Annotated in this window: 25 protein-coding genes and 5 tRNA genes; 24 read left to right on the forward strand and 6 right to left on the reverse strand. The window is 72.2% G+C overall.

Annotated features, from left to right (window positions below):
* Positions 1–10 precede the first annotated feature (10 nt).
* The gene (gene holA, locus K318_RS0107685) at positions 11–1,003 is read left to right on the forward strand and encodes a DNA polymerase III subunit delta (protein WP_029089059.1); all 993 of its coding nucleotides are present in this window, start codon (positions 11–13) and stop codon (positions 1,001–1,003) included.
* Between the two features lie 106 nt (positions 1,004–1,109).
* Here the strand turns inward: holA and rpsT are convergent, their stop codons facing one another.
* The 3 genes from rpsT to K318_RS20245 all read right to left on the reverse strand — a co-directional run bounded on the left by rpsT (position 1,110) and on the right by K318_RS20245 (position 3,163).
* Positions 1,110–1,370: a 30S ribosomal protein S20 gene (gene rpsT, locus K318_RS0107690; RefSeq protein WP_029089060.1), complete on the reverse strand. Its 261-nt coding sequence runs from the start codon at positions 1,368–1,370 to the stop codon at positions 1,110–1,112.
* Between the two features lie 160 nt (positions 1,371–1,530).
* Positions 1,531–2,295: a type II toxin-antitoxin system PemK/MazF family toxin gene (locus K318_RS25815; RefSeq protein ID WP_029089061.1), complete on the reverse strand. Its 765-nt coding sequence runs from the start codon at positions 2,293–2,295 to the stop codon at positions 1,531–1,533.
* 10 nt (positions 2,296–2,305) lie between these two features.
* The gene (locus K318_RS20245) at positions 2,306–3,163 is read right to left on the reverse strand and encodes an endonuclease/exonuclease/phosphatase family protein (RefSeq protein ID WP_051297697.1); all 858 of its coding nucleotides are present in this window, start codon (positions 3,161–3,163) and stop codon (positions 2,306–2,308) included.
* Between the two features lie 65 nt (positions 3,164–3,228).
* Between K318_RS20245 and lepA the strand changes: the two genes are divergently transcribed.
* Both lepA and hemW read left to right on the forward strand, forming a co-directional pair.
* On the forward strand, positions 3,229–5,091 hold the full coding sequence (gene lepA / locus K318_RS0107705; protein WP_051297698.1) for a translation elongation factor 4: 1,863 nt from the start codon (positions 3,229–3,231) through the stop codon (positions 5,089–5,091).
* A gap of 2 nt (positions 5,092–5,093) precedes the next feature.
* Positions 5,094–6,326, forward strand: coding sequence for a radical SAM family heme chaperone HemW (gene hemW, locus K318_RS0107710; protein WP_029089063.1), 1,233 nt, complete (start codon positions 5,094–5,096; stop codon positions 6,324–6,326).
* A 24-nt stretch (positions 6,327–6,350) separates the two neighbouring features.
* Here the strand turns inward: hemW and K318_RS20250 are convergent, their stop codons facing one another.
* Both K318_RS20250 and K318_RS0107720 read right to left on the reverse strand, forming a co-directional pair.
* Complete coding sequence (locus K318_RS20250; RefSeq protein WP_051297699.1) at positions 6,351–6,806, reverse strand: DUF4870 domain-containing protein; 456 nt, start codon at positions 6,804–6,806, stop codon at positions 6,351–6,353.
* Between the two features lie 82 nt (positions 6,807–6,888).
* Positions 6,889–7,752 (reverse strand): DUF3097 domain-containing protein, encoded by an 864-nt coding sequence (locus tag K318_RS0107720; RefSeq protein WP_029089064.1) that lies wholly within the window; start codon positions 7,750–7,752, stop codon positions 6,889–6,891.
* 136 nt (positions 7,753–7,888) lie between these two features.
* On the opposite strand from K318_RS0107720, the gene hrcA reads away from it, so the two are divergent.
* The 16 genes from hrcA (at position 7,889) to K318_RS0107800 (ending at position 21,071) form a co-directional block, all read left to right on the forward strand.
* Positions 7,889–8,899 carry a heat-inducible transcriptional repressor HrcA gene (hrcA, locus tag K318_RS0107725; RefSeq protein ID WP_029089065.1) on the forward strand — a complete coding sequence of 337 codons (1,011 nt, stop codon included), beginning with the start codon at positions 7,889–7,891 and terminating at the stop codon, positions 8,897–8,899.
* A gap of 51 nt (positions 8,900–8,950) precedes the next feature.
* Positions 8,951–10,069, forward strand: coding sequence for a molecular chaperone DnaJ (gene dnaJ / locus K318_RS0107730; RefSeq protein WP_029089066.1), 1,119 nt, complete (start codon positions 8,951–8,953; stop codon positions 10,067–10,069).
* Complete coding sequence (locus K318_RS0107735; RefSeq protein ID WP_029089067.1) at positions 10,066–10,821, forward strand: 16S rRNA (uracil(1498)-N(3))-methyltransferase; 756 nt, start codon at positions 10,066–10,068, stop codon at positions 10,819–10,821. Before dnaJ ends, K318_RS0107735 begins: the two co-directional genes overlap by 4 nt.
* Before the next feature lie 214 nt (positions 10,822–11,035).
* The gene (locus tag K318_RS20255) at positions 11,036–11,920 is read left to right on the forward strand and encodes a PhoH family protein (protein ID WP_425393439.1); all 885 of its coding nucleotides are present in this window, start codon (positions 11,036–11,038) and stop codon (positions 11,918–11,920) included.
* Positions 11,917–12,405, forward strand: coding sequence for an rRNA maturation RNase YbeY (ybeY, locus tag K318_RS0107745; protein ID WP_029089068.1), 489 nt, complete (start codon positions 11,917–11,919; stop codon positions 12,403–12,405). The genes K318_RS20255 and ybeY overlap by 4 nt, the downstream gene beginning before the upstream one ends.
* A 2-nt stretch (positions 12,406–12,407) precedes the next feature.
* A complete protein-coding gene (locus tag K318_RS20260; protein WP_084499860.1) occupies positions 12,408–13,775 on the forward strand; it encodes a hemolysin family protein in 1,368 nt (455 codons plus the stop codon).
* The gene (gene era, locus K318_RS0107755) at positions 13,772–14,725 is read left to right on the forward strand and encodes a GTPase Era (RefSeq protein ID WP_051297700.1); all 954 of its coding nucleotides are present in this window, start codon (positions 13,772–13,774) and stop codon (positions 14,723–14,725) included. Before K318_RS20260 ends, era begins: the two co-directional genes overlap by 4 nt.
* Positions 14,726–14,782: 57 nt before the next feature.
* Positions 14,783–15,829, forward strand: a complete 1,047-nt coding sequence (gene zapE / locus K318_RS0107760; RefSeq protein ID WP_029089070.1) for a cell division protein ZapE — start codon at positions 14,783–14,785, stop codon at positions 15,827–15,829.
* 115 nt (positions 15,830–15,944) lie between these two features.
* Positions 15,945–16,017: transfer RNA gene (locus K318_RS0107765), tRNA-Gly, on the forward strand.
* 24 nt (positions 16,018–16,041) lie between these two features.
* Positions 16,042–16,112: transfer RNA gene (locus K318_RS0107770), tRNA-Cys, on the forward strand.
* Between the two features lie 25 nt (positions 16,113–16,137).
* A tRNA-Val gene (locus tag K318_RS0107775) sits at positions 16,138–16,209 on the forward strand.
* Between the two features lie 68 nt (positions 16,210–16,277).
* Positions 16,278–16,349, forward strand: a tRNA-Val gene (locus tag K318_RS0107780).
* A gap of 48 nt (positions 16,350–16,397) precedes the next feature.
* Positions 16,398–16,469: transfer RNA gene (locus K318_RS0107785), tRNA-Val, on the forward strand.
* Between the two features lie 189 nt (positions 16,470–16,658).
* Positions 16,659–18,578 (forward strand): threonine--tRNA ligase, encoded by a 1,920-nt coding sequence (gene thrS / locus K318_RS0107790; RefSeq protein ID WP_051297751.1) that lies wholly within the window; start codon positions 16,659–16,661, stop codon positions 18,576–18,578.
* The gene (locus K318_RS20265; protein WP_035281127.1) at positions 18,575–19,135 is read left to right on the forward strand and encodes an HIT family protein; all 561 of its coding nucleotides are present in this window, start codon (positions 18,575–18,577) and stop codon (positions 19,133–19,135) included. Before thrS ends, K318_RS20265 begins: the two co-directional genes overlap by 4 nt.
* Complete coding sequence (locus K318_RS0107800; protein ID WP_156913863.1) at positions 19,128–21,071, forward strand: prolyl oligopeptidase family serine peptidase; 1,944 nt, start codon at positions 19,128–19,130, stop codon at positions 21,069–21,071. The genes K318_RS20265 and K318_RS0107800 overlap by 8 nt, the downstream gene beginning before the upstream one ends.
* Positions 21,072–21,119: 48 nt before the next feature.
* On the opposite strand, the gene lgt is transcribed toward K318_RS0107800, so the two are convergent.
* Positions 21,120–22,007: a prolipoprotein diacylglyceryl transferase gene (lgt, locus tag K318_RS20270; RefSeq protein ID WP_035281129.1), complete on the reverse strand. Its 888-nt coding sequence runs from the start codon at positions 22,005–22,007 to the stop codon at positions 21,120–21,122.
* A gap of 141 nt (positions 22,008–22,148) precedes the next feature.
* Between lgt and K318_RS0107810 the strand changes: the two genes are divergently transcribed.
* From K318_RS0107810 to yajC, 5 genes are all read left to right on the forward strand, one after another.
* Positions 22,149–22,904: a YebC/PmpR family DNA-binding transcriptional regulator gene (locus tag K318_RS0107810; protein WP_029089073.1), complete on the forward strand. Its 756-nt coding sequence runs from the start codon at positions 22,149–22,151 to the stop codon at positions 22,902–22,904.
* 5 nt (positions 22,905–22,909) lie between these two features.
* Positions 22,910–23,509 carry a crossover junction endodeoxyribonuclease RuvC gene (gene ruvC, locus K318_RS0107815; protein WP_029089074.1) on the forward strand — a complete coding sequence of 200 codons (600 nt, stop codon included), beginning with the start codon at positions 22,910–22,912 and terminating at the stop codon, positions 23,507–23,509.
* Between the two features lie 99 nt (positions 23,510–23,608).
* Positions 23,609–24,208, forward strand: a complete 600-nt coding sequence (gene ruvA / locus K318_RS0107820) for a Holliday junction branch migration protein RuvA (protein WP_029089075.1) — start codon at positions 23,609–23,611, stop codon at positions 24,206–24,208.
* Positions 24,205–25,263, forward strand: a complete 1,059-nt coding sequence (gene ruvB / locus K318_RS0107825; RefSeq protein ID WP_029089076.1) for a Holliday junction branch migration DNA helicase RuvB — start codon at positions 24,205–24,207, stop codon at positions 25,261–25,263. Before ruvA ends, ruvB begins: the two co-directional genes overlap by 4 nt.
* A gap of 95 nt (positions 25,264–25,358) precedes the next feature.
* Complete coding sequence (yajC, locus tag K318_RS23625) at positions 25,359–25,877, forward strand: preprotein translocase subunit YajC (protein ID WP_051297701.1); 519 nt, start codon at positions 25,359–25,361, stop codon at positions 25,875–25,877.
* Positions 25,878–25,881 lie beyond the last annotated feature (4 nt).

Genomic DNA, 25,881 nt, shown 5'->3' on the forward strand with positions numbered 1-25,881 from the left:
GCTGGTGCGCATGGCGGCAGCGAAGAAGAAGACGGTCCCCTGGCACAGGGCGGCGCCCGCGCCGCTCGTCCTCCTCTCGGGGGGCGAGGACGTCCTGCTGCGCAATGCGCGCACGCGCATCGTCACCGCGGTCAGGCGCAAGCACCCGGACATCGAGCCCGTCCGCCTCTCGGCGGCCTCGTACGAGCCCGGCGCCCTGCCCGGGGCGGCCGCGCCCTCGCTGTTCTCCGCGCACGGCCTCGTGCTCGTGAGCGACCTGCAGTCCATGTCCGACGCCTTCCTCGCGGATGCGCTCGCCTATGCCGCGGATCCCAATCCCGATGTCGTCGTCGTGCTCGAGCACCGGGGCGGCAACCGCGGGGCGAAGCTGCTCAAGGCGCTCGCCGCCGCCGATGCGCCCACCGTCGACACCGCCGTCCTCAAGAGCGAGGCGGACCGCCAGCGATATGCCCAGGACTCCTTCTCCCGCGCCAAGCGGGAGATCACGGCCGACGGCCTCGCGGCACTCATGAATGCGCTGGGCTCGGACCTGTCGGAACTCGACGCCGGCGTGCGCCAGCTGCTCGCGGACACCGAGGGACCCGTCGACGCGGCGACGGTCGACCGGTACTACGGCGGCCGGGTGGAGGCGACCGGCTTCAAGGTCGCGGACGCCGCTGCCGCAGGACGCGCGGGGGAGGCCCTCGCGCTGCTGCGCCATGCGCTGGCGACCGGCGCGGACCCGGTGCCCGTCGTCGCCGCGGTCGCTGCGAAGCTGCGGGGGCTCGCAAAGGTGCAGGGCCTGCCCGGCTCCTCCGGTGCGCTGGCCGCCGAGCTCGGCATGGCCCCGTGGCAGGTGGATCGCGCCAAGCGGGAGATGCGCTCGTGGAACGAGGTCGCCCTCGGCCGCGCGATCCTCGCCGCGGCGGAAGCCGATGAGGCCGTCAAGGGAGGGGGCCGGGACCCCGAGTACGCGGCTGAGCGCCTCGTGGCCTTCGTCGCGGAGCAGTCGCGCGTGCGGTGAAGGGCCCCTGCCCGTGAATGGACCAAGGGCCGGCCCCCGGGAGGGGACCGGCCCTTGGCTCACGCCACGCAGGCGGCCTGCGAGCGGATCTGCTCTGCTGAGAGGATCAGAGGGCGTTGACCTGCTTCGCGAGGCTCGACTTGCGGTTGGCGGCGTTGTTCCTGTGCAGAACGCCCTTGGACACGGCCTTGTCCAGCTTGCGCGAGGCATGCCGGAGAGCGGTGGCGGCCTGCTCGGCGTCACCCGCGGCGATGCGCTCGCGCACCGTGCGGATGGCGGAGCGGACCTCGCTGCGGACGGCCTTGTTGCGGAGACGCGCCTTCTCGTTCGTGAGGATGCGCTTCTTCTGCGACTTGATGTTTGCCAACGTCAGCACTCTTTCGTGTGAGGTGAGAAATGGTCGTGAGGGCTCCTCGCCCGGAGCGCGAGCACCCGCGCGGGGAAACACGCGAGCGCAGTCCGGAGGAGGCGACGTCCGCCCGACCACTGGTGAGACACACACCTCGGCGGACGTACAGCGCACAAGCCTACACGGATTCGACGACCTTCGCGAACTGCTCCATCGGCATGATCGCGCCCTCGCGGCGCACGGCCCCCGGTGCGATCCGGATGACCCGGTCGAGCCTGATCTCCGAGGGCCGGCGGCGGGAGTCCCAGTCGCCCGTGCCGATGTTGATCCAGCGGGCGCTGCCGTCGATGTGCACCTCGCCCGGAGAGCCGGGCACATGGTCGCGGCTCGAGAGCATGAGGCCCAGCAGCCAGCGCCCGTCATGGCCGATCACGAGCACGGGGCGGTCCTTGCCGCGGCTGTGGTCCTCCTCGAAGGGCACCCAGGCCCACACGATCTCGCCGGGATCGGCCTCGCCGTCGAGATCGGGGGCGTAGACGGGCTTCACGGCGCCGGTGTAGTCACCGGGATAGCCGGCATCGGGCCGCTTGGGGAAGCCCTGCGCCGGCCGCGGCCGCGCCGCCTCCCGGGCATGCGCGAGGCCCTCGCGCGCCTGTGCCCCGCTGCCGGGCTGACGGCTGCCGGACGGCCGGGTGCTGCGGGCGCGTCCGCCGCCTGCGCCCCCGTCCCCCTCGCTCTTGCCCCTGTTCCTGCCCCTCGTGCCTGCGCCGTCCCTCGTGCCTGTGCCGCGGGGCGCGCGCTCCTCGGGCCGTCCGTCCGTGCCGGAGAGCATTCCGTCGACCATGCGGAGGACCGTGGTGTCGCGTCCCGAGCGCTTCATGTAGCCGATGCCCTGCTTCACGCCTGCGCGCAGGGCCCTGCGGCCGAGCTTCCTGAGATCCATGCGTCCCAGCCTACTGATCCTCCTGCGCCGGCTCCTCGTGTGCTCGCTCCTGCCAGGAGAAGAGCGCCTGCACGGGGAAGTGGTCGCTCGGCAGCGTGCCGCCGGGGGCGGCGGGGTTGACCGCCGCCCCCGTGCACCGCAGGCCCGCCGAGTGCAGCACCCAGTCGATGCGCGTGCCGCCGCGCCGCAGACCCCGGTAGCGGTGGAAGGTGTCCGCGTCGAGGTTGAGGGCCGGTGCGCCGGGGGTGTGCCGGACCGAGACGACGGCATCCGAGAGCGGGCTGTCCGGCCCGGTGAGCGCGGCGTGGACCTCGTGCTCCTGCGAGACGTTGAAGTCGCCCGTGACGAGCACCTCGGCGCCCGCGGCCAGTCCCTCCCGGGCCGCCTCGAGCAGCATCCCCACCGCGAGCGGCCGGGCGGCCTCCGAGCGGTGGTCGAGGTGCGTGTTGAGCAGGCGGAGGCGCGCGCCGGCCACCCGGTCGCGGAAGTCGATCCGGGTGAGCGTGCGCGGGTGCGCGGCCCCCGGCGCGCGCGAGCCGGGGGCCTCCGGGTCCGCGGAGATCCAGGACACCTCGACGGACTCCGCATCGAGCCGCTGCGAGTCGAAGACGACCGCGGTGAACTCCCCGGCGTTGCCGCCCTCGCGCCCCTCGCCGGTCCACACGTAGCGAGCGGGCAGTCGGCTGATGAGGGCCTCGAGCTGCTCGAGCTCGCCCTCCTGCGTGCCGATGACATGCGGCGCCTCGGAGGTGATGAGCTGGCCCCAGGCGGCCATGCGCGCGGGCCAGGGGCGGCCGTCGGAGGCCGGGTACCGGAGGTTGGCGCTCATCGCGGACAGCACGGGCCCGCGTGCGGGGAGGAGGCTCACGGCCCCCAGCGTATGGGACGTGTGGGACAATGTCCGGGTTCGAGTGAAAGGACGACCACACACCCATGAGCCCCCAGGTGAGCGCCGAGGCCCTCAAGCGCATCGACGTGGCCGGCACGGATCCCGCGCTGATCCGCAACTTCTGCATCATCGCGCACATCGACCACGGCAAGTCCACGCTGGCCGACCGGATGCTGCAGATCACGGGCGCGGTGAAGCCGCGGGACATGCGCGCGCAGTACCTCGACCGGATGGACATCGAGCGCGAACGCGGCATCACCATCAAATCGCAGGCCGTGCGCATGCCGTGGGAGGTCGACGGCACGCCGCACGCGCTGAACATGATCGACACCCCCGGCCACGTGGACTTCACCTACGAGGTCTCCCGCTCGCTGGCGGCCTGCGAGGGCACTCTGCTGCTCGTCGATGCGGCGCAGGGGATCGAGGCGCAGACGCTCGCGAACCTCTACCTCGCACTCGAGAACGACCTCACGATCATCCCCGTGCTCAACAAGATCGACCTCCCGGCCGCACAGCCGGAGAAGTACGCGGAGGAGCTCGCCAACCTCATCGGCGCGGAGCCCGAGGACGTGCTGCGGGTCTCCGGCAAGACCGGTGAGGGCGTGGAGGCGGTGCTCGACCGCATCGTCACGGAGATCAACCCGCCCGTCGGGGATCCGGACGCGCCCTCGCGCGCCATGATCTTCGACTCGGTCTACGACACCTACCGCGGGGTCGTCACCTATGTCCGCGTGGTCGACGGCATGCTCCGGTCCCGCGAGCGCATCGAGATGCTCTCGACCGGGACGACGCACGACCTCCTCGAGATCGGCGTCTCCTCACCCGAGCCCGTGCCCTCGAAGGGTCTGGGCGTGGGGGAGGTGGGCTACCTCATCACGGGTGTGAAGGACGTGCGCCAGTCCAAGGTGGGCGACACCGTCACGAGCGCGCGCAGGCCCGCCGAGGAGCCCGTCGCCGGCTATTCGGAGCCCAAGCCGATGGTCTTCTCCGGGCTCTTCCCCATCGACGGCTCCGATTACCCCGCGCTGCGCGACGCCCTCGACAAGCTCAAGCTCAACGACGCCGCACTCGTGTACGAGCCGGAGACCTCGGTCGCGCTCGGCTTCGGCTTCCGCTGCGGCTTCCTCGGCCTCCTCCACCTCGAGATCACCCGCGACCGCCTCGAACGCGAGTTCGACCTCTCGCTCATCTCCACCGCGCCCTCGGTGGTCTACCGCGTCGTCATGGAGGACGGCAGCGAGCACATCGTGACCAATCCCTCCGAGTACCCGGAGGGCAAGGTCGCCCACGTCTACGAGCCGATGGTGCGCGCCACCGTCCTCACGCCCTCGGACTACGTGGGCGCCGTCATGGAGCTGTGCCAGTCCAAGCGCGGGCAGATGCAGGGCATGGACTACCTCTCCGAGGACCGGGTGGAGCTGCGCTACCGCCTGCCGCTGGCGGAGATCGTCTTCGACTTCTTCGACCAGCTCAAGTCCCGGACCAAGGGCTATGCCTCGCTCGACTACGCGGAGGACGGAGAGGACGCCTCGGCGCTCGTCAAGGTCGACATCCTGCTCCAGGGCGACCAGGTGGACGCCTTCTCCGCCGTCGTCCACAAGGACAAGGCCTACTCCTACGGCGTCTCGATGGCGGGCAAGCTCAAGGAGCTCATCCCGCGCCAGCAGTTCGAGGTGCCGGTGCAGGCCGCCGTCGGCTCGCGCATCATCGCCCGCGAGACCATCCGCGCGATCCGCAAGGACGTCCTCTCGAAGTGCTACGGCGGCGACATCAGCCGCAAGCGCAAGCTGCTCGAGAAGCAGAAGGAGGGCAAGAAGCGCATGAAGATGGTCGGCAGCGTCGAGGTGCCGCAGGAGGCATTCATCGCCGCGCTGTCCTCCGACGACGGCAAAGCGGAGAAGAAGTAGGGGTGCCCGCCCAGCCCGAGGGCGGGCCGGCGCCCCGCACAGGCGCCCTGCCCGAGGAAGCGGCGGCGCGGGCGGGGGCGGAGACGTTCAGCGCCTACGTCCACGTGCCGTACTGCCGTGTGCGGTGCGGGTACTGCGATTTCAACACATACACGGCCGAGGAGCTGGGCCCCGGGGCCAACCGGGAGGACTACCGGGAGCAGCTCGGCCGGGAGATCGCGCTCTCGCGGCGCGTGCTCGCGGACACGGCGCTGGCTTCCCGGCCGTTCGACACGGTGTTCTTCGGCGGCGGCACGCCCACTCTGCTGCCGGCGGAGACCCTGGCCGGCGTCCTCGAAGACCTCCGCGCGGGCTTCGGGCTCGCCGCGGACGCCGAGGTCACGACCGAGGCCAACCCCGATTCCGTCGACGCCGCGTACTTCCGCACCCTGCGGTCCGCGGGCTTCACCCGGGTCTCGCTCGGCATGCAGTCAGCGGTCCCGCACGTCCTGGACGTGCTCGACCGCACACACGACCCCGCCCGGATCGGCGGCGTCGTCGCCGCGGCGAAGGAGGCCGGCCTGCAGGTGAGCCTGGACCTCATCTACGGCACGCCGGGGGAGAGCCTCGCCGACTGGCGCACGAGCCTGGAGGCGGTGCTCGCGCACCGGCCCGACCACGTGTCCGCGTACTCCCTCATCGTGGAGCCGGGCACCCGGATGGGTGCGCAGGTGCGCCGCGGGGAGCTGCCGATGCCGGCCGAGGACGACCTCGCGGACAAGTACGAGCTCGCCGATGCGCTGCTCGGCGAGGCGGGCCTGCAGTGGTACGAGGTGAGCAACTTCGCGACCGCTCCCGGGAGCCGGTGCCGCCACAACCTCGCCTACTGGCGGGGAGCGGACTGGTGGGGATACGGACCCGGGGCGCACTCGCACATCGGCGGAGTCCGCTGGTGGAACGCCAAGCATCCGCGGGCCTGGGCCGGCCGGCTCGAGCAGGAGGCCTCACCCGCGGTCGGCCGCGAGGTCCTCGATGCGGACACGCGGGCGCTCGAGGAGATCATGCTCGCGCTCCGCGTCGACGGCGAGTACCCGCTTGCGCGGCTCGCGGACTCCGCCAGACCCGTCATCGCGCGTCTCCTCGCCGAGGGCCTGCTGGGCGCCGAGACCGTCCGCACGGGGCGGATCCACCTCACGCTGCGCGGCCGTCTGCTCGCGGACGGGATCGTCCGGGAGCTCGCCGACCACCTGCGCTGATCCTCATTTCACGAGAGCCGGGGCTCATTTCACGAGATCGGGGACGAGGGGCATGCGGAAGACCTCGCCCTGGCTCGCCCGCACCGCGGCGATGATCTGGAACACCCACCCCGTGACCACGACGAGCGGGAGGAGCACGAAGCCGATGCCTGCGAACATGAGCAGGCTGGAGGCGATGCCGGCGAGGAAGAGCATGATCTGCAGGTTGAGCGACTGCCGGGACTGCTCGCGGACGAAGGGAGCGTCGTCCTTCTTCAGGAGGAAGACGATGAGGGGCACCAGGACGCTGACGAACAGCGCACCGAGGTGCGTGAGCAGGGACACGGTGCGGTCGTCCTGCGAGGCGTGCCAGTAGGCGGCCGAGCCGGTGCCGTAGGCCGCGGCCGGGTGCGGGCCGCGCAGCGGGGGACCGCCGTGCGCGGGCTGCGGCGTTCCGTATGGGTGAGGGTGGCCGTAGTGCGGATCGTACGAGCTGTTCATGCCTCCCAGCCTCGCACGCGTCCATCCCGTCCGCGAGAGGGATATCCCCCGGGATCCCGCGGCGGACCGCCTCAGCGCCTGCTCAGTGGCGGCCGACCGTGACGAAGTCGATGAGCTCCTCGACCCGGCCCGAGAGGGTCGGCTCCACGTCCCCGATCGTCCGCACCGAGCCGAGGATCCTCGCCCAGGCCCGGGCGACGTCCCGGTGATCGGCGTGCGGCCAGCCGATGCGCGCGAGGATCCCGGTCTTCCAGTCCTCGCCGCGCGGCACCGTGGGCCAGGCGCGGATGCCCACGACATGCGGGCGGATCGCCTGCCACACGTCCACGAAGGGATGCCCGATCACCCGGACATGGCCGGCCCACCGCCGATCGGCCATGACGGCCCCGGCGATCCGCGACTCCTTCGTCCCCGCGACCATGTGGTCGGCGAGCACGCCGACCCGGTGCCCGGCGTCCGGGCCGAACTCCTCGAGCGCGCCGGCGAGGTCGTCGAGCCCGCCCAGCGGCTCGACGACGACCCCCTCGATCCTGAGGTCGTCGCCCCAGATCGCCTCGACGAGCTCGGCATCGTGCTTCCCCTCGACCCAGATGCGGCTGCCCCGGGCCACCCGCGCCTTCGCCCCGGCCACCGCCCGCGAGCCCGAGGCCGTGCGCGCCGGCTGCCGTATTCGCGCCCGGGGAGCGGGGCGGACGAGCACGCAGGGGCGGCCCTCGACGAGATAGCCCGGTCCCAGGGGGAACGAGGCGCGAGCTCCGCGCCGGTCCTCGAGCACCATCGCGATGCCGCCGGCGGCCTTCTCGACGCGGATCACCGCGCCGACGAAGCCCGTCTCGGGGACCTCGACCACGAGGCCGGGTGCGGCGGGCACCTCGGGCAGCTGCTTCCGTGCGTGCGTGCGCCCGGACGCGAGGACGTCCCGGCCGTAGAGATCATGGATCGGCATTCCGCTCACGATACCGTCCGCCCTCGCCGGGGCGGGTGGATACACGCGGGGGAGGGGGAGTAGGATTGGCACTCGTCGGCGGTGAGTGCCAGAGCGGCCGCGGGAGCGGACCGCCGATGTGCAGGAGGGATGAGGTGTGAACGACGACCGGCGTGCACGGGTGCTCCAGGCGATCGTGGAGGACTACGTGTCCACCAATGAGCCCGTGGGATCCAAGGCCCTCGTGGAGAAGCACCGCCTCGGCGTCTCCAGCGCGACCATCCGCAACGACATGGCGGCCCTGGAGCAGGCGGGGCTCATCGCCCAGCCGCACACCTCGGCCGGGCGCATCCCCACGGACAAGGGCTACCGCCACTTCGTCGACCGCATCGACGAGATCAAGCCGCTCTCGGCCGCGGAGAAGCGGGCCGTCGCCCGCGTCCTCTCGCATCCCGTCGACATCGACGACATCCTCGACCGGACCGTGCGGCTGCTGTCGCAGCTCACGCACCAGGTGGCGCTCGTGCAGTACCCGCGCGTGTCGACCGCCGCGGTGCGCCACGTCGAGCTCGTGGACCTCGCACCGGCGCGCGTGCTCGTGGTCCTCATCACGAGCAGCGGGCAGGTCGAGCAGCGGCTCGCGGACACGGGCCGGGAGATCGCCTCCGCGGAGATCGAGGACCTCCGGGACCTCTTCCGCGCGGCGCTCACCGCGATGCCCGTCGCGCAGGTGCCGGCAGGCGTCGCCGCGCTCGAGGTCCGGCCCGAGCTCGCCGATGTCGCCGCGGCGGTCGGCGAGGTGCTCTCCGACCTCTCGCGGACCTTCCGCACCGAGCGGCTCGTCATGGCCGGCACCGCCAACCTGGCCCGGGCCGGCACCGAGCTCGGCGCGAGCATCGGGCCCCTGCTGGAGGCCTTCGAGGAGCAGGTGGTGCTGCTGCGCCTCCTCTCCGGGATGGCCGCCGAGGGCCCCGATGTCGCGGTGAGCATCGGCAGCGAGAACGCGCTCGACGGCTTCGCCACGACCTCGCTCGTGGCGACCAACTACCTCTCCGACGGGGTCGAGTCGAGGATGGCGGTCCTGGGCCCGACCCGCATGGACTATCCGACCACCATGGCGGCGCTGCGTTCGGTCGCCCGCTACGTGTCCGCCATACTGAATGACTGAGCACCGCACGGCTGAGCAGCCGGCCCGGACGAACGAGGAGATCCCGCACACGTGAGCGATCACTACGAGACCCTGGGCGTGTCCAAGGACGCGTCCGATGCGGACATCAAGAAGGCCTACCGCAGGCTCGCGCGGAAGCTGCACCCGGATGTCAGCCCGGGCAGCGAGGACGAGTTCAAGCGCGTGTCGCTGGCCTACGACGTCCTCTCCGACCCGGAGAAGCGCAGGAACTACGACATGGGCGGCGGCGAGAACGGCCAGGCCGGGCCCGGTGCCGGCTTCGGGGGCTTCTCGGACCTGTTCGAGACCTTCTTCGGCGGCGGCGCCTCCGCCGGCGGACGCCCCCAGCCCGCCTCGCGCACCCGCCGCGGCAAGGATGCGCTCGTCGCCCTGCGCATCGACCTCGCCACGGCGGCCTTCGGCGGCACCGCCGATGTCGACATCGTCACCGCGCACACCTGCGAGACGTGCTCCGGCTCCGGCGCGCGACCCGGCACCGAGGTACCGACCTGCTCGATGTGCCACGGCGCCGGTTCGGTGCAGCAGATGACCCGCACGCTCCTGGGGCAGATGGTGACGAACCAGACCTGCCCCCAGTGCCGCGGCTACGGCACCGTCATCGAGCACCCGTGCGTGACGTGCCACGGCGACGGCAGGGTCCGGGCCGATGAGACGATCACGGTCAAGGTCCCCGCCGGAGTGCGCGACGGCAACCGGATCCAGCTCTCCGGCCGCGGCGAGGCCGGTCCGGGCGGCGGACCCCGCGGCGACCTCTTCCTCGAGGTCATCGTCGAGGAGCACCCCGTCTTCACGCGCGACGGCGCGGATCTGCGCTGCACGCTCGCGATCCCGATGACGGCCGCCGCCCTCGGCGCCGAGATCCCGCTGGAGACCTTCGACGGCGAGCAGATCGTCGAGGTGCGGCCGGGCGCCCAGACCGGCGATGTCGTCCGGCTGCGCGGGCTCGGTGCGGAGCAGCTGCGCCGGGAGGGCCGCGGCGACATCTTCGTCACCCTCACGGTCGAGACGCCGGGGGCGCTGACCGAGGAGCAGCGCGAGCTGCTCGAACAGCTCGCGCAGCTGCGCGGCGAGTCCGCTCCCTCCGGACGCGCCGGCGACCGCCACACAGGCCCGTTCTCGCGTCTGCGCGAGAAGTTCGCGGGCAGATGAGCCTGCCCGTCTTCCTCGACCGCGCACTCGTGCCGGCTCCGCCGGGCGAGACCCTCGCGCTGTCCGCGTCCGTCGCGAAGCATCTCGGAGTCGTGCGCATCCGCGCGGGCGAGGAGTTCGAGCTCGTCGACGGGGACGGCCTGCGCCTGCGGGCGGTGCTGGGCGCGGAGCCCGGGACGGCCGAGGTGCGGGCGGCCCTCCGGGAGGTCCGCCCGCGCCCCGAGCTCGTCCTCGTCCAGGCCCTCGCGAAGGGCGACCGCGACGAGCAGGCCATCGAGGCGGCCACGGAGATCGGCGTCGACCGCATCGTGCCGTGGCAGGCCGCGCGCTCCATCGCCCGGTGGCCTGCGAAGAAGGAGCAGCGGGCGCACGCGCGCTGGCGCTCCCTCCTCGATGCCGCCGCCCAGCAGTCCCGGCGGGCGTTCGCTCCCGAACTCGAGCCGCTCGCCCGCGGCCGGGCGCTCGCCGGCCGGTTCGCCCCCGACGACCTCGTCCTCGTCCTCCACGAGGAGGCCGAGGAGCACCTGACGGACGTACTCGCCGACGGCCCCGGAGCGGACAGCCCCCGCATCGTCCTCGTCGTGGGGCCGGAGGGCGGCATCGCGCCCGAGGAGATCGCAGCGCTCACCGGCCTCGGCGCCCGTCCCGTCCTGCTCGGACCCACCGTCCTGCGCGCCTCCTCGGCGGGCCCGGCCGGCCTCGTGCTCGTGACCGCCGCGCTGGGCCGATGGAGCAGGGGCCGGGCCGGATAGACTGGGATCCCGGTCCGTCCCGCGGACCCACGCACACACCCCGGAAGGAATCGCACTGGTCACCGACCCCACCCCCGCAGCGCTCCCGGAGCCGGAGGACGCTCCCGCCGCCCCCACCACCGTCCGCCTTGCGCTGCCGGAGCACATCGATCCCGTCGCGCTCTTCGGCCCCGCCGAGGCGAACCTCCGGGTCCTCGAGGAGCACGCCCCGGAGGTGGACGTCCACGTCCGGGGCCGCGATATGACGCTCACAGGACCCGAGGACGCGGTCGCCGCCCTCGTGCGCACGGTGGGCGAGCTCAAGCGCATCCTCGCCGCCGGCGCCCATCTCACACCCGAGACGGTCGCCCGCGCCGCGCGCTTCGACGAGGCGCACGCGAGTGCGGCGGACGTGCTGGGCGCCTCCATCCTGTCCGCGAAGGGCAGCACGGTGCGGCCCAAGACGTTCGGCCAGCACGAGTACGTCCGTGCGATCCGCTCGCACACCATCACCTTCGGCCTCGGCCCCGCCGGCACCGGCAAGACCTACCTCGCGATGGCGATGGCGGTGGGCGCCCTGCAGCGGCGCGAGGTCACGCGCATCATCCTCACCCGACCCGCGGTGGAGGCCGGCGAGCGCCTGGGCTTCCTGCCCGGCACGCTGGGGGAGAAGATCGACCCCTATGTCCGGCCGCTCTACGACGCCCTCCACGAGATGCTCGACCCCGAGCGGATCCCCAAGCTCATGGAGACCGGGACGATCGAGGTCGCCCCGCTGGCCTATATGCGCGGGCGCACCCTCAACGACGCCTTCATCATCCTCGACGAGGCGCAGAACACCACCCCGGAGCAGATGAAGATGTTCCTCACCCGGCTGGGCTTCGGCTCCCGCATGGTCGTCACCGGCGATACGAGCCAGGTCGACCTGCCCACGGGCACGGCGAGCGGCCTGCGCATCGTCGAGGACATCCTGCGCAATGTGGACGATATCGCCTTCATGCGTCTGACCAGCAAGGACGTGGTGAGGCATGCACTGGTCTCGGCGATCGTGGACGCCTATGACAGGAGCGAGGAGCACAGGCCCGGCGCGGGCGGCACGGACAGGAGACAGCGCGGATGAGCATCGAGATCGCCGATGAGGCAGGTCACGGCACGGACCTGGACGCGGTCCGCGCCGTGACCGCCCATGTGCTCGCGCAGATGCGGATCCACCCGGAGGCCGATGTCTTCATCCGCTTCGCGACAGCCGATGACATGGCCGCCCTCCACGTCGAGTGGATGGACCTGCCGGGGCCCACGGACGTCATGTCCTTCCCGATGGACGAGCTGCGCCCGGGTGAGGACGAGGACGCCGAGCGGGGCGTGCTCGGGGACATCGTCGTGTGCCCGGAGGTCGCGGCGGAGCAGGCGGCGGCCGCCGGCCACAGCACGCTCGACGAGATCCTGCTGCTCACCGTCCACGGCCTCCTCCACCTCATGGGCTACGACCATGCGGAGGAGGACGAGAAGGCGGAGATGTTCGGGCTGCAGCGGCGCCTGCTGCTCACGTACTTCGCCGAGCACGAACCCGGCCGCACCTCGGTCCCCGATCCCACGGAGGGCTGAGCGTGGTCACCGTCGGTCTCTTCGCTGCCGCTCTCTTCTCCGTCGGCCTCGCAGGCCTCCTCGTCGCCGCCGAGGCGGCGCTGGCCGCGGTCTCCCGCTCGGAGGTCGCCGAGGCCGCCGCCTCCGGCCGCCGGGGCGCCGCCCGGGTCGAGCGCGTGCTCGCGGACCCGCGGGTGCACATGTACGTGCTCACGTTCGTCCGCCAGCTGTTCGAGGCGCTCGCGACGGTCCTCATAGCACTCGCCTACGACACGGTCTTCGGCACCACGTGGGAGATGGTGGTCTGCGCCGTCGTCACCGCCCCCGTCGCGCTCTTCGTCGTGGCCGGGGTGTCCCCGCGCACCGTCGCCCGCCACTGGCCGCTGGCGACGTCGCTGCTCCTCGGCGGCCTCGTCTCGGGGCTGCGCACCGCGCTGGGGCCGGTCGCGCTCGTCCTCGTCTGGCTGGGGAACATGCTCACCCCGGCCCGGGCGACCGAGGCCCAGGTCGCTCCGCTGTCGGAGTCGCAGCTGCTCGACTATGTCGAGCGAGCCTCGGCCTCGGACGTCATCGAGGACGAGGAGCGGGACATGATCGAGAACGTCATCGCGCTCGGCGACACGCGCGCGCACAAGATCATGGTGCCGCGGACGGATCTCGTGACGATCGCAGCATCGGCCTCCCTCGACGAGGCGATGACCCTGTTCCTGCGCTCGGGCTTCTCCCGCGTGCCGGTGGTGGGCGCGGACGACGACGATGTGCGCGGCATTCTCTACCTCAAGGACGCCGCGCGGCGCCTGCACGTGAGCCCCGATCTCGCGCACGATGCCGTCGCGGCCTTCGTCCGGCCGGCGGTGTTCGTGCCGGAGACCAAGGAGGTCGACGAGCTGCTCGCGCAGATGCAGGCCGACAACGTCCATCTCGCCGTCGTCGTCGACGAGTACGGCGGGACCGCAGGCATGGTCACGATCGAGGACATCGTCGAGGAGATCGTGGGCGAGATCGACGACGAGTACGATTCGCAGGCCGCCGATGCGGTGGCCGCCGAGGACGGCTCCGTGACCGTGAGCGCCCGCATGGACATCGAGGACCTCGCCGAGCTCTTCGGCGTGCGGATCGAGGAGGAGGACGTCTCGACCGTGGGCGGCCTCCTGCAGAAGCTCGTGGGGCGCGCGCTCATCGAGGGCTCGGCGGCCGGGATCGCGGGCCTGCGGCTCACGGCGCTGCCGGGCCAGGGCCGCCGCCACCGCATCCACCGCATCCGCGTCGTCCGCGAGGCCGGCCCCGAGGAGGCCTCCGAGAGGCGGATCTTCGGGGCACCGGCCCCTCCCGGAACCGCTCAGCCCGCCCAGCCCTCCGCATCCGCCCAGACGAACGGGAGCACTCCATGACCGATGCACCCCTGCCCCTCTTCCGCACCGATGTCCCGGAGGGCCACCGGGCGGGCTTCGCCTGCTTCGTGGGCCGTCCCAACACGGGCAAGTCGACGCTGACGAACGCGCTCGTGGGGGAGAAGGTCGCGATCACCTCGGCGAAGCCGCAGACCACGCGGCACACGGTGCGCGGCATCGTGCACCGCGAGGACTGGCAGCTGGTCCTCGTCGACACCCCCGGCCTCCACCGCCCGCGCACGCTCCTGGGACAGCGGCTCAACGACCTCGTGGCGGGCACGCTCGCCGAGGTCGACGTCATCGGCTTCTGCCTGCCGGCCGACGAGAAGCCGGGCCCGGGCGACCGCTACATCGCCGAGCAGCTCGCGCAGTTCTCCGGACGCACCCCCGTCGTCGCGCTCGTGACGAAGACGGACCGGGTCTCGCGGGACGAGGTGGGCGAGGCGCTGCTGCGGGTCTCCGAGCTCGGCGACTTCGCCGACATCGTCCCCGTCTCGGCCGTCGACGGCTTCCAGGTCGATGCGGTGGGCGAGGTGCTCGCCGGCCACCTGCCGCTCTCGCCCCCGCTCTACCCGGACGGGGAGCTCACGGACGAGCCCGAGGCGGTCATGATCGCCGAGCTCGTGCGCGAGGCCGCGCTCGAGGACGTCCGGCAGGAGCTGCCGCACTCGCTCGCCGTCCAGGTCGAGGAGATGGTGCCGCGCGAGGGCCGGCCCGAGGACCGCCCCCTGTGGGACGTCCACGTCAACCTGTACGTGGAGCGGCCCAGCCAGAAGGCGATCATCATCGGCAGGGGAGGGTCGCGGTTGCGCGCGATCGGGACGCAGGCCCGGACGCAGATCGAGGCGCTGCTGGGCACCCCGGTCTACCTCGACCTCCACGTCAAGGTGCTCAAGGACTGGCAGCGCGATCCCAAGGCCCTCGGCCGGCTGGGCTTCGACTTCGCCTGAGCCCGCAGCGGCCTCCGTCTCAGGCGGGGGCGGTTCGGATCTGTAGACTGTGCGCCTGTGAGCGACGTCCAGATCATCCACCTTGCAGACATCGACCCCCGGGTCTCCCCGGACGAGCTGATCGACGGCCTCGTGCCGCCGCCCCAGTTCGCGAGCGTGTCCTTCGCCTCCTACCGGCCCGATCCCGCGCAGCCCTCGCAGGCGCAGGCGCGCGACACGCTCGAGGAGTTCGCCGCGCAGAGCGGCTCCTCCGGGCTGTTCGGGCGCCTGTTCGGGGGGCGGAAGCCCCGGTCCAAGGGCGTCTACCTGGACGGCGGCTACGGGGTGGGCAAGACCCATCTGCTCGCCTCGACGTGGCACGCCAGCCAGAAGCCGGCGACCTTCGGCACCTTCGTCGAGTACACGAACCTCATCGGTGCGCTGGGCTTCCTCCGCGCCCGCGACGAGCTGGGGGAGATGAAGCTCGTCTGCATCGACGAGTTCGAGCTCGACGATCCCGGCGACACCGTCATGATGTCCCGCCTCATGCGCGAGCTCACGGACGCCGGCGTGAAGATCGTCGCGACGTCGAACACGCTGCCCGGCGCGCTCGGCCAGGGGCGCTTCGCGGCCTCGGACTTCCTCCGCGAGATCCAGGCTCTCTCGGACCAGTTCTCCGTCATCTCCATCGACGGGGACGACTATCGCCACAGGGGCGCCCCCGCACCGCCCGAGCCGCTGCCCGCGGGACAGCTCGAGGCGGTCGTCGAGGCGGCCTCCGGCACGGTCGCCCGCGACTCCTTCGCGGACATCGCGGCCCACCTCTCCTCCGTCCACCCCTCGCGCTACGGCCGGATGCTCGACGGCACCGACACGATCGTCTGGGACGATGTGCTCACGATCGAGAGCGAGGGGGTCGCGCTGCGCTTCGTGGCCCTCGTCGACCGGATGTACGACCGCGACATCGCGGTGCACAACTCCGGGGTGCGCCTCGACTCCGTCTTCACCGAGGAGATGGTGGCCGGGGGGTACCGGAAGAAGTACCTGCGCTGCCTCTCGCGGCTCACGGCACTGGCCCAGAAGGGCCGGGAACAGGCGGCCGAGGCCCTCGCCCCGGTGCTGTGACCGGGTGGGAGGCCCGGGCCCGGCGGGTGTGAGCGAGGACACGCTGAGGCGATTTGCCTGGGCCTCCGGGAGCCGTGTAGATTGTTATCTCGTTGCCGGGGAAACCGGGCGGCACGCGGATGTGGCTCAGCTGGTAGAGCATCACCTTGCCAAGGTGAGGGTCGCGGGTTCGAGTCCCGTCATCCGCTCGGAGATTGGTTAGTCCGTCTCGCGGTGGAGTGGCCGAGAGGCGAGGCAGCGGCCTGCAAAGCCGTATACGGGGGTTCGAATCCCCTCTCCACCTCTTGTCCCGGGCAGTCTGGGGCAGGGCGCGATTGGCGCAGCGGTAGCGCGCTTCCTTCACACGGAAGAGGTCACTGGTTCGATCCCAGTATCGCGCACAGCGGGCATGCCCGTTGGCACAGAAGTGAATATGCCTCACACCCGTCCCATGCGGATCGGGGAGCAGGCGCGATTGGCGCAGCGGTAGCGCGCTTCCCTGACACGGAAGAGGTCACTGGTTCGATCCCAGTATCGCGCACGGACACATGAGCCGGGGGTCCGCCCCCGGCCTTCGTCTTGAGTGCGGGCGCGATTGGCGCAGCGGTAGCGCGCTTCCCTGACACGGAAGAGGTCACTGGTTCGATCCCAGTATCGCGCACTCCCCGGAGCAGAGCCGGAGACCAGAGAGCGAACTGGTCTCCGGCTCTTTTCGCATCCTGTGGGCCGGGGGATAGACTTCTCGGCGGCGCGGGGACCCGGTATCTCCCCGCGTGAAGCATCGACCTAGGAGCAGCCAGTGTCCGCAGACCTCATCCTCGAAGGAAGCCCGCACCCGTTCGAGGAGGGGATGACGGGCACGACGCTCTTCGCGGACCGCCGCGACGTCGTCGCCATGCGCCTCGGCGGCGCCCCCGCGGACCTCGCGCGCGAGCTGCGCCCCGGCGACGAGGTGGAACCGATCACCCTCGCCGACCAGGACGGACTCGACATCCTCCGCCATTCCGCCGGGCATGTCGTCGCGCAGGCGGTGCAGGAGCTCTTCCCCGGCACGACGCTGGGCATCGGACCGTTCATCGCCGACGGCTTCTACTTCGACTTCGGCAATGTGGACCCCTTCACCCCCGAGGACCTCAAGGCGATCGAGAAGCGGGCCAAGCAGATCGTCAAGGAGGGCCAGACCTTCCACCGCGTCGAGGTCTCCGAGGAGGAGGCGCTGGCCCGGATGGCCGGGGAGCCCTACAAGACCGAGCTCATCACCGGACGCTTCGGAGCGGCCGACGACGAGGCCGGCGTCGAGGTCTCCGCGGGCGATCTCACGGTCTACGAGAACCGCAACCGCAGGGGCGAGGTCGTGTGGCAGGACCTGTGCCGCGGCCCCCACCTGCCGAGCACCAGGCACATCGGCCAGGGCTTCGCGGTGACGCGCTCCTCGGCGGCCTACTGGCGCGGCGACCAGGCCAACGACTCGCTGCAGCGCGTGTACGGCACCGCCTGGGCCACGAAGGAGGACCTCAAGGCCCACCAGGAGCGGCTGGCGGAGGCCGAGCGGCGCGACCACCGCCGGCTCGGAGCCGAGCTCGACCTCTTCTCCTTCCCGGACGAGCTCGGCTCCGGCCTGCCCGTCTTCCATCCCAGGGGCGGGATCATCAAGCGGGAGATGGAGGACTACGTCCGCGCCCGCCACATCGAGGAGGGCTTCTCCTACGTGGGCACGCCCCACATCTCGAAGGAGGCGCTGTACTACACCTCGGGCCACCTGCCCTACTACGGGGAGAACATGTTCCCGGCCTTCGGCGTCGACGAGGACCCGTACCGCCTCAAGGCCATGAACTGCCCCATGCACAACCTCATCTACCGCTCGCGCGGCCGCTCCTACCGCGAACTGCCCCTGCGCCTGTTCGAGTTCGGCACCGTCTACCGCGATGAGCCCTCCGGCGTCGTGCACGGACTCACCCGCGTGCGCGCGCTCACGCAGGACGACTCGCACTCCTACGTCGCGGTCGAGGACGCCGGGAGGGAGATCCGGCACCTGCTGGACTTCGTGCTCTCCCTGCTGCGCGATTTCGGCCTCGACGACTTCTATCTCGAGCTCTCGACCCGCGACGAGGACGGGAAGAAGAAGGACAAGTTCATCGGCTCCGACGAGCAGTGGGCCGAGGCGACCGCGACGCTCGAGGCGGTCGCCCGCGAATCCGGTCTCGAGCTCGTGCCGGATCCGGGCGGTGCGGCCTTCTACGGCCCCAAGATCTCCGTCCAGGCCCGCGACGCCATCGGCCGGACCTGGCAGATGTCCACGGTCCAGCTCGACTTCAACCAGCCCGAGCGCTTCGACCTCGAGTACCAGGCCGCCGACGGCACCCGGAAGCGGCCGGTCATGATCCACTCGGCCAAGTTCGGCTCGCTCGAGCGGTTCATGGGCGTGCTCACGGAGCACTACGCGGGCGCGTTCCCGGTGTGGCTGGCGCCCGTTCAGGTCGTCTGCGTGCCGGTCGCGGAGCCCTTCGTACCCTATTTCGAGGAGGTCGCCGCGAGGCTGCGGGCGGCCGGTGTGCGCGTCGAGGTCGACGACTCGGACGACCGGATGCCGAAGAAGATCCGCAACGCCTCGAAGCAGAAGGTGCCCTTCACCCTCATCGCCGGCGGTGAGGACGTCGAGGCCGGGGCCGTGTCCTTCCGCTTCCGCGACGGCACCCAGCGCAACGGAGTGCCGGTGGACGAGGCCGTCGAGACGGTGCTCGAGGCGATCCGGACCAAGGCGCAGGCATGAGCGGACTGCCCGAGCCCGAGGCCGCGGAGGGCTTCCCGGGGGAGCCCGACGGCTTCCAGCGCCTCTGGACCCCGCACCGCATGGTCTACGTCGCAGGCGAGGCCAAGCCGCGGGACGAGGGCGAGCAGGAGTGCCCGTTCTGCGCGGCCCCGGGCCGCGACGACGAGGCCGGCCTCGTCGTCGCCCGCGGCGCGCACGTGTACGCGGTGCTCAACCTCTTCCCCTACAACCCGGGCCACCTGCTCATCTGCCCCTACCGCCATGTCGCCGACTACACGGACCTCACCCCCGAGGAGACGCGCGAGCTCGCGGAGTTCTCCCAGGAGGCGATGCGCACCGTCCGGCGCGTGTCCGGGCCCGGCGGCTTCAACCTCGGCATGAACCAGGGAGCGGCCGGGGGCGCGGGGATCGCCGCGCACCTCCATCAGCACATCGTGCCCCGGTGGTCGGGGGACGCGAACTTCCTCCCGATCGTCGCGCGGACCAAGGCGCTGCCGCAGGTCCACGGCGATGTCCGCGCGCGTCTGGCGGCCGCATGGGGCGGCGGGGATGCCTGAGGTGTCCGCGGCCCAGGCCTCCGAGGCGCTCATCGCCTCGCTCCACACGCTGGCCCGGCCGCGCGCTGCCGGCGCCGAGGTGCGCTTCGAGGTCACCCGGCCGGATCCGGTCTCGGACGGCTACACGACCCGGCTGCATACCGTGGACGCGAGCGCGGCCCCGACCGCAGACGGCGGCTCCGGCTGCGTGCGGGTGAGCTCCGGCTGGTCCGATTCGCACGAGGCCGCCGCAGGCGCGGCCCGCGTGCTCCTGCGCGCGGACCGGGGCGCATCCGCGCAGCTGTGGGCCGCCGCCGGGACCGGCGAGCTGCGGCGCGTGACGGACGAGCCCCTCGGCGTATGGGCGCCGGTGCTGCCGGAGTCCGGCGAGTGCGCCTATGTGCTCGCCCGCGAACCCCAGCAGGGCCGCTACGGCACGGACCCGGAGGTGGGTCCCGAGGCCGAGCCCCCGCGCCGGATCACGACGCCGGCCCACCAGGCCAACGGCCTCGGCTACGTCCTCGACCGGCCCACCCGGCTGCTGCGCATCCCGCTGACGGAGGAGACGGCCCCGGCGGTGCCCGGTGAGCTCCCGCTGCCCGAGGCGGAGACGCTGCTGACGCTCACGGGAGAGGTCGCGGACCCGCAGGCCGCGCACGGACGGGTGTCCGTCGTGGCGCCGGCCGCGCGCCCCGGCCGCGCACCGGACCTGCGGACCACGGTGTGGCTCGCCGACGAGGCGGGGCCGCGCGCGCTCGACCTCGGCGATCTCGCCGTGCGGCGGCACGCCTGGATCGGGCCGGACGCCCTGGTGCTCTCCGCGATCGAGCTGGGCCCCGACCGGCGGGACTTCGTCGCGCGGGTGCCGGGGCTCTACGTCCACGAGACGGCCTCCGGCCGCACCCGGCGGCTCACGCCCGCGGACGAATGGGAGCTCACCGGCCCGCTCGCGGCGGACTCCGGAGAGGTCCTCACCCTGGCCGACCGGGATGCGGGCGTGCTCCTCGTCTCCGTCTCGCCGGTCACCGGTGAGATCGTCCCGCTCACCCCGCCGGACTGGGAGGTGACGGGCTGGTGCCGCACCGCCGACGGCGTGCTCGTCGTCACCGCTGCGACACCGACGAGCTGCGGCGAGGTCTTCCGGTGCGACCCGGACACGGGGGAGTGGGAGCAGCTCACCCGTCTCGACGGCGGCGACTGGTACGAGGCTGTCCCCGTCTCCGCGCCCACGCCCCTGGGCGAGGTCCGCGGCTGGTACGCGCTGCCGGAGGGCCCCGGGCCCCACCCCGTCGTCCTCAGCATCCACGGCGGCCCCTTCGCGCAGTACACGGCTGCCGCCTTCGACGAGGTGCGCTCGCTCACGGAGGCCGGCTTCGCGGTCGTGTGGTCGAATCCGCGCGGTTCGGCCGGCCGGGGGCGCGCCTGGGGCAGGGCGGTGCAGGGCGATTTCGCAGGTCCCGCCGCGGAGGACGTGCTCGCGGTCCTCGACGCGGCGTGCGCGGCCGAACCGCGCCTGGACCCCGAGCGGGTGGGCGTGCAGGGCGGCTCCTACGGCGGCTATCTCACGGCGATGCTCGCCGGCTCCGAGGAGCGGTTCGCGGGTGCGATCGTGGAGCGGGGCTTCCTCGCGCCCGAGAGCTTCGCCGGGACGAGCGACATCGGCGCCTGGTTCGGCTTCGAGTACCTGGGCGAGGACCCGGAGGCCGTGAAGCGGCAGTCCCCGCTGCACCGCGTCGGCGCGGTGCGCGCACCCGTGCTGGTCATCCACTCGGAGCAGGACCTGCGCTGTCCGCTGGAGCAGGCGCAGCAGTACTTCGCCGCCCTGCTGCGGGCGGGAGCCGATGCCGAGCTGCTGGTGTTCCCCGGCGAGGACCATGAGCTCTCGCGGACGGGGCGCCCCCGGCATCGGATCGCCCGGTTCGAGGCGATCCTCGACTGGTGGCGCCGGGTGCTCTGAGCATCCTGCTCTGAGCAGTCTGCTCCCGGTGCCGCGGCCCGGGCGGGCTCAGGAGGCCTGCGCCGGCTCCGGTTCCCTCCCGGGGAGGAACGGCGAGGGCTCCGGCTCGCGGTGCCGGGCCTGCACGGCCAGGATCACCGTGCCCAGGGCGACGGCGCCCAGGGCCGCCCACACATTGGTGCGCAGGCCCAGGAACTCGAGGCTGGGGTCGAGGCGGATGCTCTCCCACACCACGCGGCCGGCCCCGTACCAGATGAGGTAGACGGCGAACACGCGTCCCCACTGGAAGTACGCCTTCCGGGTGAGCCACAGCAGGACGAGGCAGCCGAGCGTGTTCCAGACGACCTCGTAGAGGAACGTGGGATGGAAGAGCGTCCCGGCGGGAGTGCCCGGCGGGATCGCGGGATTGCCGGGGTCGATCTCGAGGCCCCACGGCAGGGTGGTCGGCATGCCGAAGAGCTCCTGGTTGAACCAGTTGCCGAAGCGTCCGCAGGCCTGGGCGAGGATGAGGCCGGGCGCGATCGCGTCCGCGAGCGCGGTGAAGCGCAGGCCCATCCGGCGGCACATGATCCACACGCCGAGCCCGCCGCCGATGAGGGCGCCGAAGATCGCGATGCCGCCCTCCCAGATCGCCCACACCGAGCCGGGCTGGAAGGGATTCCACGGGTTGCGCCCCGGGCCGAAGTAGTCCGCATGATGGCTGAGCACGTGGTAGATCCGTGCGCCGACGATCGCCATCGGCACGGCGAGGACGGCGATGTCGAGCACCTGCCAGTTCGGGACGCCGCGCTGCACGAGGCGGTGGTTCGTGAGCACGACGGCTGCGACGATGCCCGCGAGGATGCACAGCGCGTAGAAGTGGATCGTGAGCGGCCCCAGCTCGATGCCGGAGACGGAGGGGCTGGGGATCGAGGCGAGCGCATCGGCTGAGAGCATGCCCCCAGTCTAGGAGAGCCGGGGCGCGCTCCGCGGCTGCGGGGCGGCGTGCCTGTAGACTGGTCGATCGGAAGAAACCGCGTCCGCGGAGCTGATCCGCTCCGCGCGAGCGCGGACCGACAGCGAAGAGGAGCACAGTCCGTGTCAGGTCACTCCAAATGGGCAACGACCAAGCACAAGAAGGCCGCGATCGATGCGAAGCGGGGCAAGCTCTTCGCCAAGCTCATCAAGAACATCGAGGTCGCGGCACGCAACGGCGGCCCCGATCCCTCGGGCAACCCCACGCTCTTCGACGCGATCCAGAAGGCGAAGAAGAACTCGGTGCCCGCGGACAACATCGAGCGCGCCGTCAAGCGCGGCGGCGGCCTCGACGGCTCCGGGGTCGACTACGAGACGATCATGTACGAGGGCTATGCCGCCGGCGGCGTGGCCCTGCTCATCGAGTGCCTCACGGACAACCGCAACCGCGCGGCCTCCGAGGTGCGCGTGGCCGTGACCCGCAACAACGGCAGCATGGGCGATCCAGGCTCCGTCGCGTACAACTTCGCGCGCAAGGGCGTCGTCACGGTCGCGAAGGAGTCCGCGGACGAGGACGCGATCCTCGAGGCCACGCTCGAGGCCGGAGCCGAGGAGGTCAAGGACGCGGGCAGCGCCTGGGAGATCGTCTCCGAGGCCACGGACCTCGTGGACGTGCGCACCGCGCTGCAGGAGGCGGGCATCGACTACGAGTCCGCCGAGGCCCAGTTCGTGCCCGGGGTCGAGGTGCCCGTCGACGCGGAGACCGCGCGCAAGGTCTTCCGCCTCATCGACGCGCTCGAGGACTCCGACGAGGTCCAGAACGTGTACTCGAACATCGACGTCTCCGATGAGGTCCTCGCCGCCCTCGAGGAGGACTGAGGCGCATGCGGGTGCTGGGCGTCGACCCGGGGCTGACCCGGCTGGGGCTCGGCGTGGTGGACGCGGGCCGGCCCACACGGCCGGAGCTCGTGGCCGTCGGCGTGGTCCGCACGCCCGCCGATGAGTCCGTCGACGTGCGGCTGGGGCGGATCGCCGAGGCCTTCGACGGCTGGATCGACTACCACCGCCCGGACGTCGTGGCGATCGAGCGCGTCTTCGCGCGCTCGGACGTGTCGACGATCATCGGCACCGCGCAGGCCTCGGGGCTCACGATGGGGCTTGCCGCCCGGCGGGGTCTTCCCGTCGCGATGCACACGCCCTCGGAGGTCAAGGCCGCGATCACCGGCAGCGGACGGGCGGACAAGCGCCAGATGACCCATATGGTCACGCGCATCCTCCGCCTCGACGCCCCGCCCAAGCCGGCCGACGCCGCCGATGCCCTCGCGCTCGCGATCACCCATCTGTGGCGCGGCGCGGTGGCGGGCGCCTCGACGCCGGGCAAGGAGAAGGACGTCCTGGCCCGGCGCGCCGCGGGCACCGCCGGCTCCGGCCTCACGCCCGCGCAGCAGCAGTGGGCCAGGGCCCTGCGCGGCACACGGGGCTGACCTCCGGCTCGCACGGAGGCCCTCGCGACTACACTGGCAATCGCACATCAGTTCGAACAGCCTCCGGCCGCGGTGCGGTGCGGAGGGCAAGGAGCCCGAGTGATCGCCTACCTCGCAGGCACCGTCCGCAGCCCCCGTGCGGACTCCGCCGTCATCGTCACCGCCGGCGTGGGCCGGCAGGTCTTCCTCCCCCCGGCGCTGGCCGCGGAGCTCAGCGAGGGCAGGGAGGTCGAGCTCCACACGGAGCTCGTGGTCCGCGAGGACTCGCTCACCCTGTTCGGCTTCGACTCGGCGGACGCTCGCGCCGTCTTCCAGACCCTGCTCACGGTCTCCGGTGTGGGCCCCAAGCTCGCACTCGCGGTGCTCGGCGTCCTCGGCGCCGACGGGCTGCGGCAGGCGGTCGGCACGGAGGACCAGGCCGCGCTCACGACCGTCCCGGGGATCGGGAAGAAGGGCGCGGCGCGCATGCTCCTCGAACTCGCGGGCAAGCTGCCGGCAGGTGCTGCGGACCTCCCGCTCACAGCGGGTGCGCCCGTCATGCGGCAGGCGGCGGACGAGGTCGTCGATGCGCTCGTGGGCCTCGGCTGGAAGCAGGCCGAGGCGATCGACGCTGTGGCCCGCGCCCGTGAGCGCGCGCCCGAGGCCCCCGTGCCCGCGCTCCTGCGCGATGCGCTCAAGATCCTGGGCGGGCGGCTGTGACGGAGCGCTCCTACGAGATCGACTTCGGCGAGCAGGCGCCCACGGGCGCGGAGGCGGAGCGGCTCACCGCGAGCGGGGCCGGCGAGGCCGAGCGGGCCGAGGAGGCGGCGCTGCGCCCCAAGGGGCTGGCGGACTTCGTCGGCCAGCCGCAGGTCCGCGAGCAGCTCTCGCTCGTCCTCGACGCCGCCCGCGCCCGGGGGCGCACCCCCGACCACGTGCTGCTCTCGGGCCCGCCCGGCCTCGGGAAGACGACGCTCGCGATGATCATCGCGCACGAGATGGGCCGCGGCATCCGCATCACCTCGGGCCCGGCCATCCAGCACGCCGGCGACCTCGCCGCCATCCTGTCCTCGCTCGAGGAGGGCGAGGTGCTGTTCATCGACGAGATCCACAGGATGTCCCGTGCGGCGGAGGAGATGCTCTACGTCGCGATGGAGGACTACCGCGTCGACGTCATCGTCGGCAAGGGGCCCGGGGCGACTGCGATCCCGCTCGAGCTGCCCTATTTCACGCTCGTGGGCGCCACGACGCGGTCGGGCCTGCTGCCCGCACCCCTGCGCGACCGCTTCGGCTTCACCGGCCACCTCGACTTCTACTCGGCCGCGGACCTGCACTCGGTGCTCTCCCGCAGCGCAGGCAAGCTCGACATGCACGCCGAGGACGAGGGGCTCACGGAGATCGCGACCCGTTCGCGCGGAACCCCGCGCATCGCGAACCGGCTGCTGCGCAGAGTGCGCGACTGGGCCCAGGTGCGCGGCGACGGCCGCATCACGACGCAGGCCGCCCGCGCCGCCCTCGAGGTCTACGAGGTCGACGCTCTCGGCCTCGACCGGCTCGACCGCTCGGTGCTCAGGAGCCTGTGCACGCGGTTCGGCGGCGGGCCCGTGGGCCTGAGCACCCTCGCCGTCACGGTGGGGGAGGAGGCGGAGACCGTCGAGGAGGTCGCCGAGCCCTTCCTCGTGCGCGAGGGCCTCGTGACGCGCACGCCGCGCGGCCGGATCGCGACCCGCGCGGCGTGGCAGCACCTCGGACTCACCCCGCCCCAGGGCGGCTGAGAGTCCCGTCTGTGTGCACCGGGCCCGTTCCCACTACACTGGACACTCGGTTCTCCCAGCAACACCCACTTCGTCGGAAGGCGGTCTTCGACCACATGGAAATCCTCCTCATGGCCGGGCTCGGCGCCCTGCTCATCTTCATGATGTTCAACTCGCGGAAGAAGCAGAAGGCGCAGCAGGAGAAGCTGTCCAGCGGCCTCGTCCCCGGGGCGAAGGTCATGACCTCCTTCGGGGTCTTCGGGACGGTGCTCGACATCGACCTGGAGAACAACAGGGTGACGATCGAGTCCGGCCCGGGCACGGTGCTCACCGTCCACCGCCAGGCGATCGGCAATGTCGAGGCCGCCGAGGAGGCGCAGGCCCCGTCCGCGGAGGAGCCGGCCGGCGACCGCGAGGTCGAACTGCCCGCGGACACGCGGGTGCCCGACGACCTCTCCTCCCTCGACGTCCCGAGCGAGGAGAAGGCCGAGGAGAGGGGCGCAGACGAGAGCGGCCCGGACGCCGCGGAGAAGACCGACGGCGAGTCCGCCGAGGGCGGCGCGGCCGAGAGCGCGAGCACCGATCGCGAGGACGGCGAGCGCGACTCCGGCGCAGAAGGCTCCACCCGCAGCTGAGGCT

Origin of the sequence: Brevibacterium album DSM 18261, assembly GCF_000426445.1 — a bacterium.
In the GTDB taxonomy this organism is placed as follows: Bacteria; Actinomycetota; Actinomycetes; order Actinomycetales; family Brevibacteriaceae; genus Brevibacterium; species Brevibacterium album.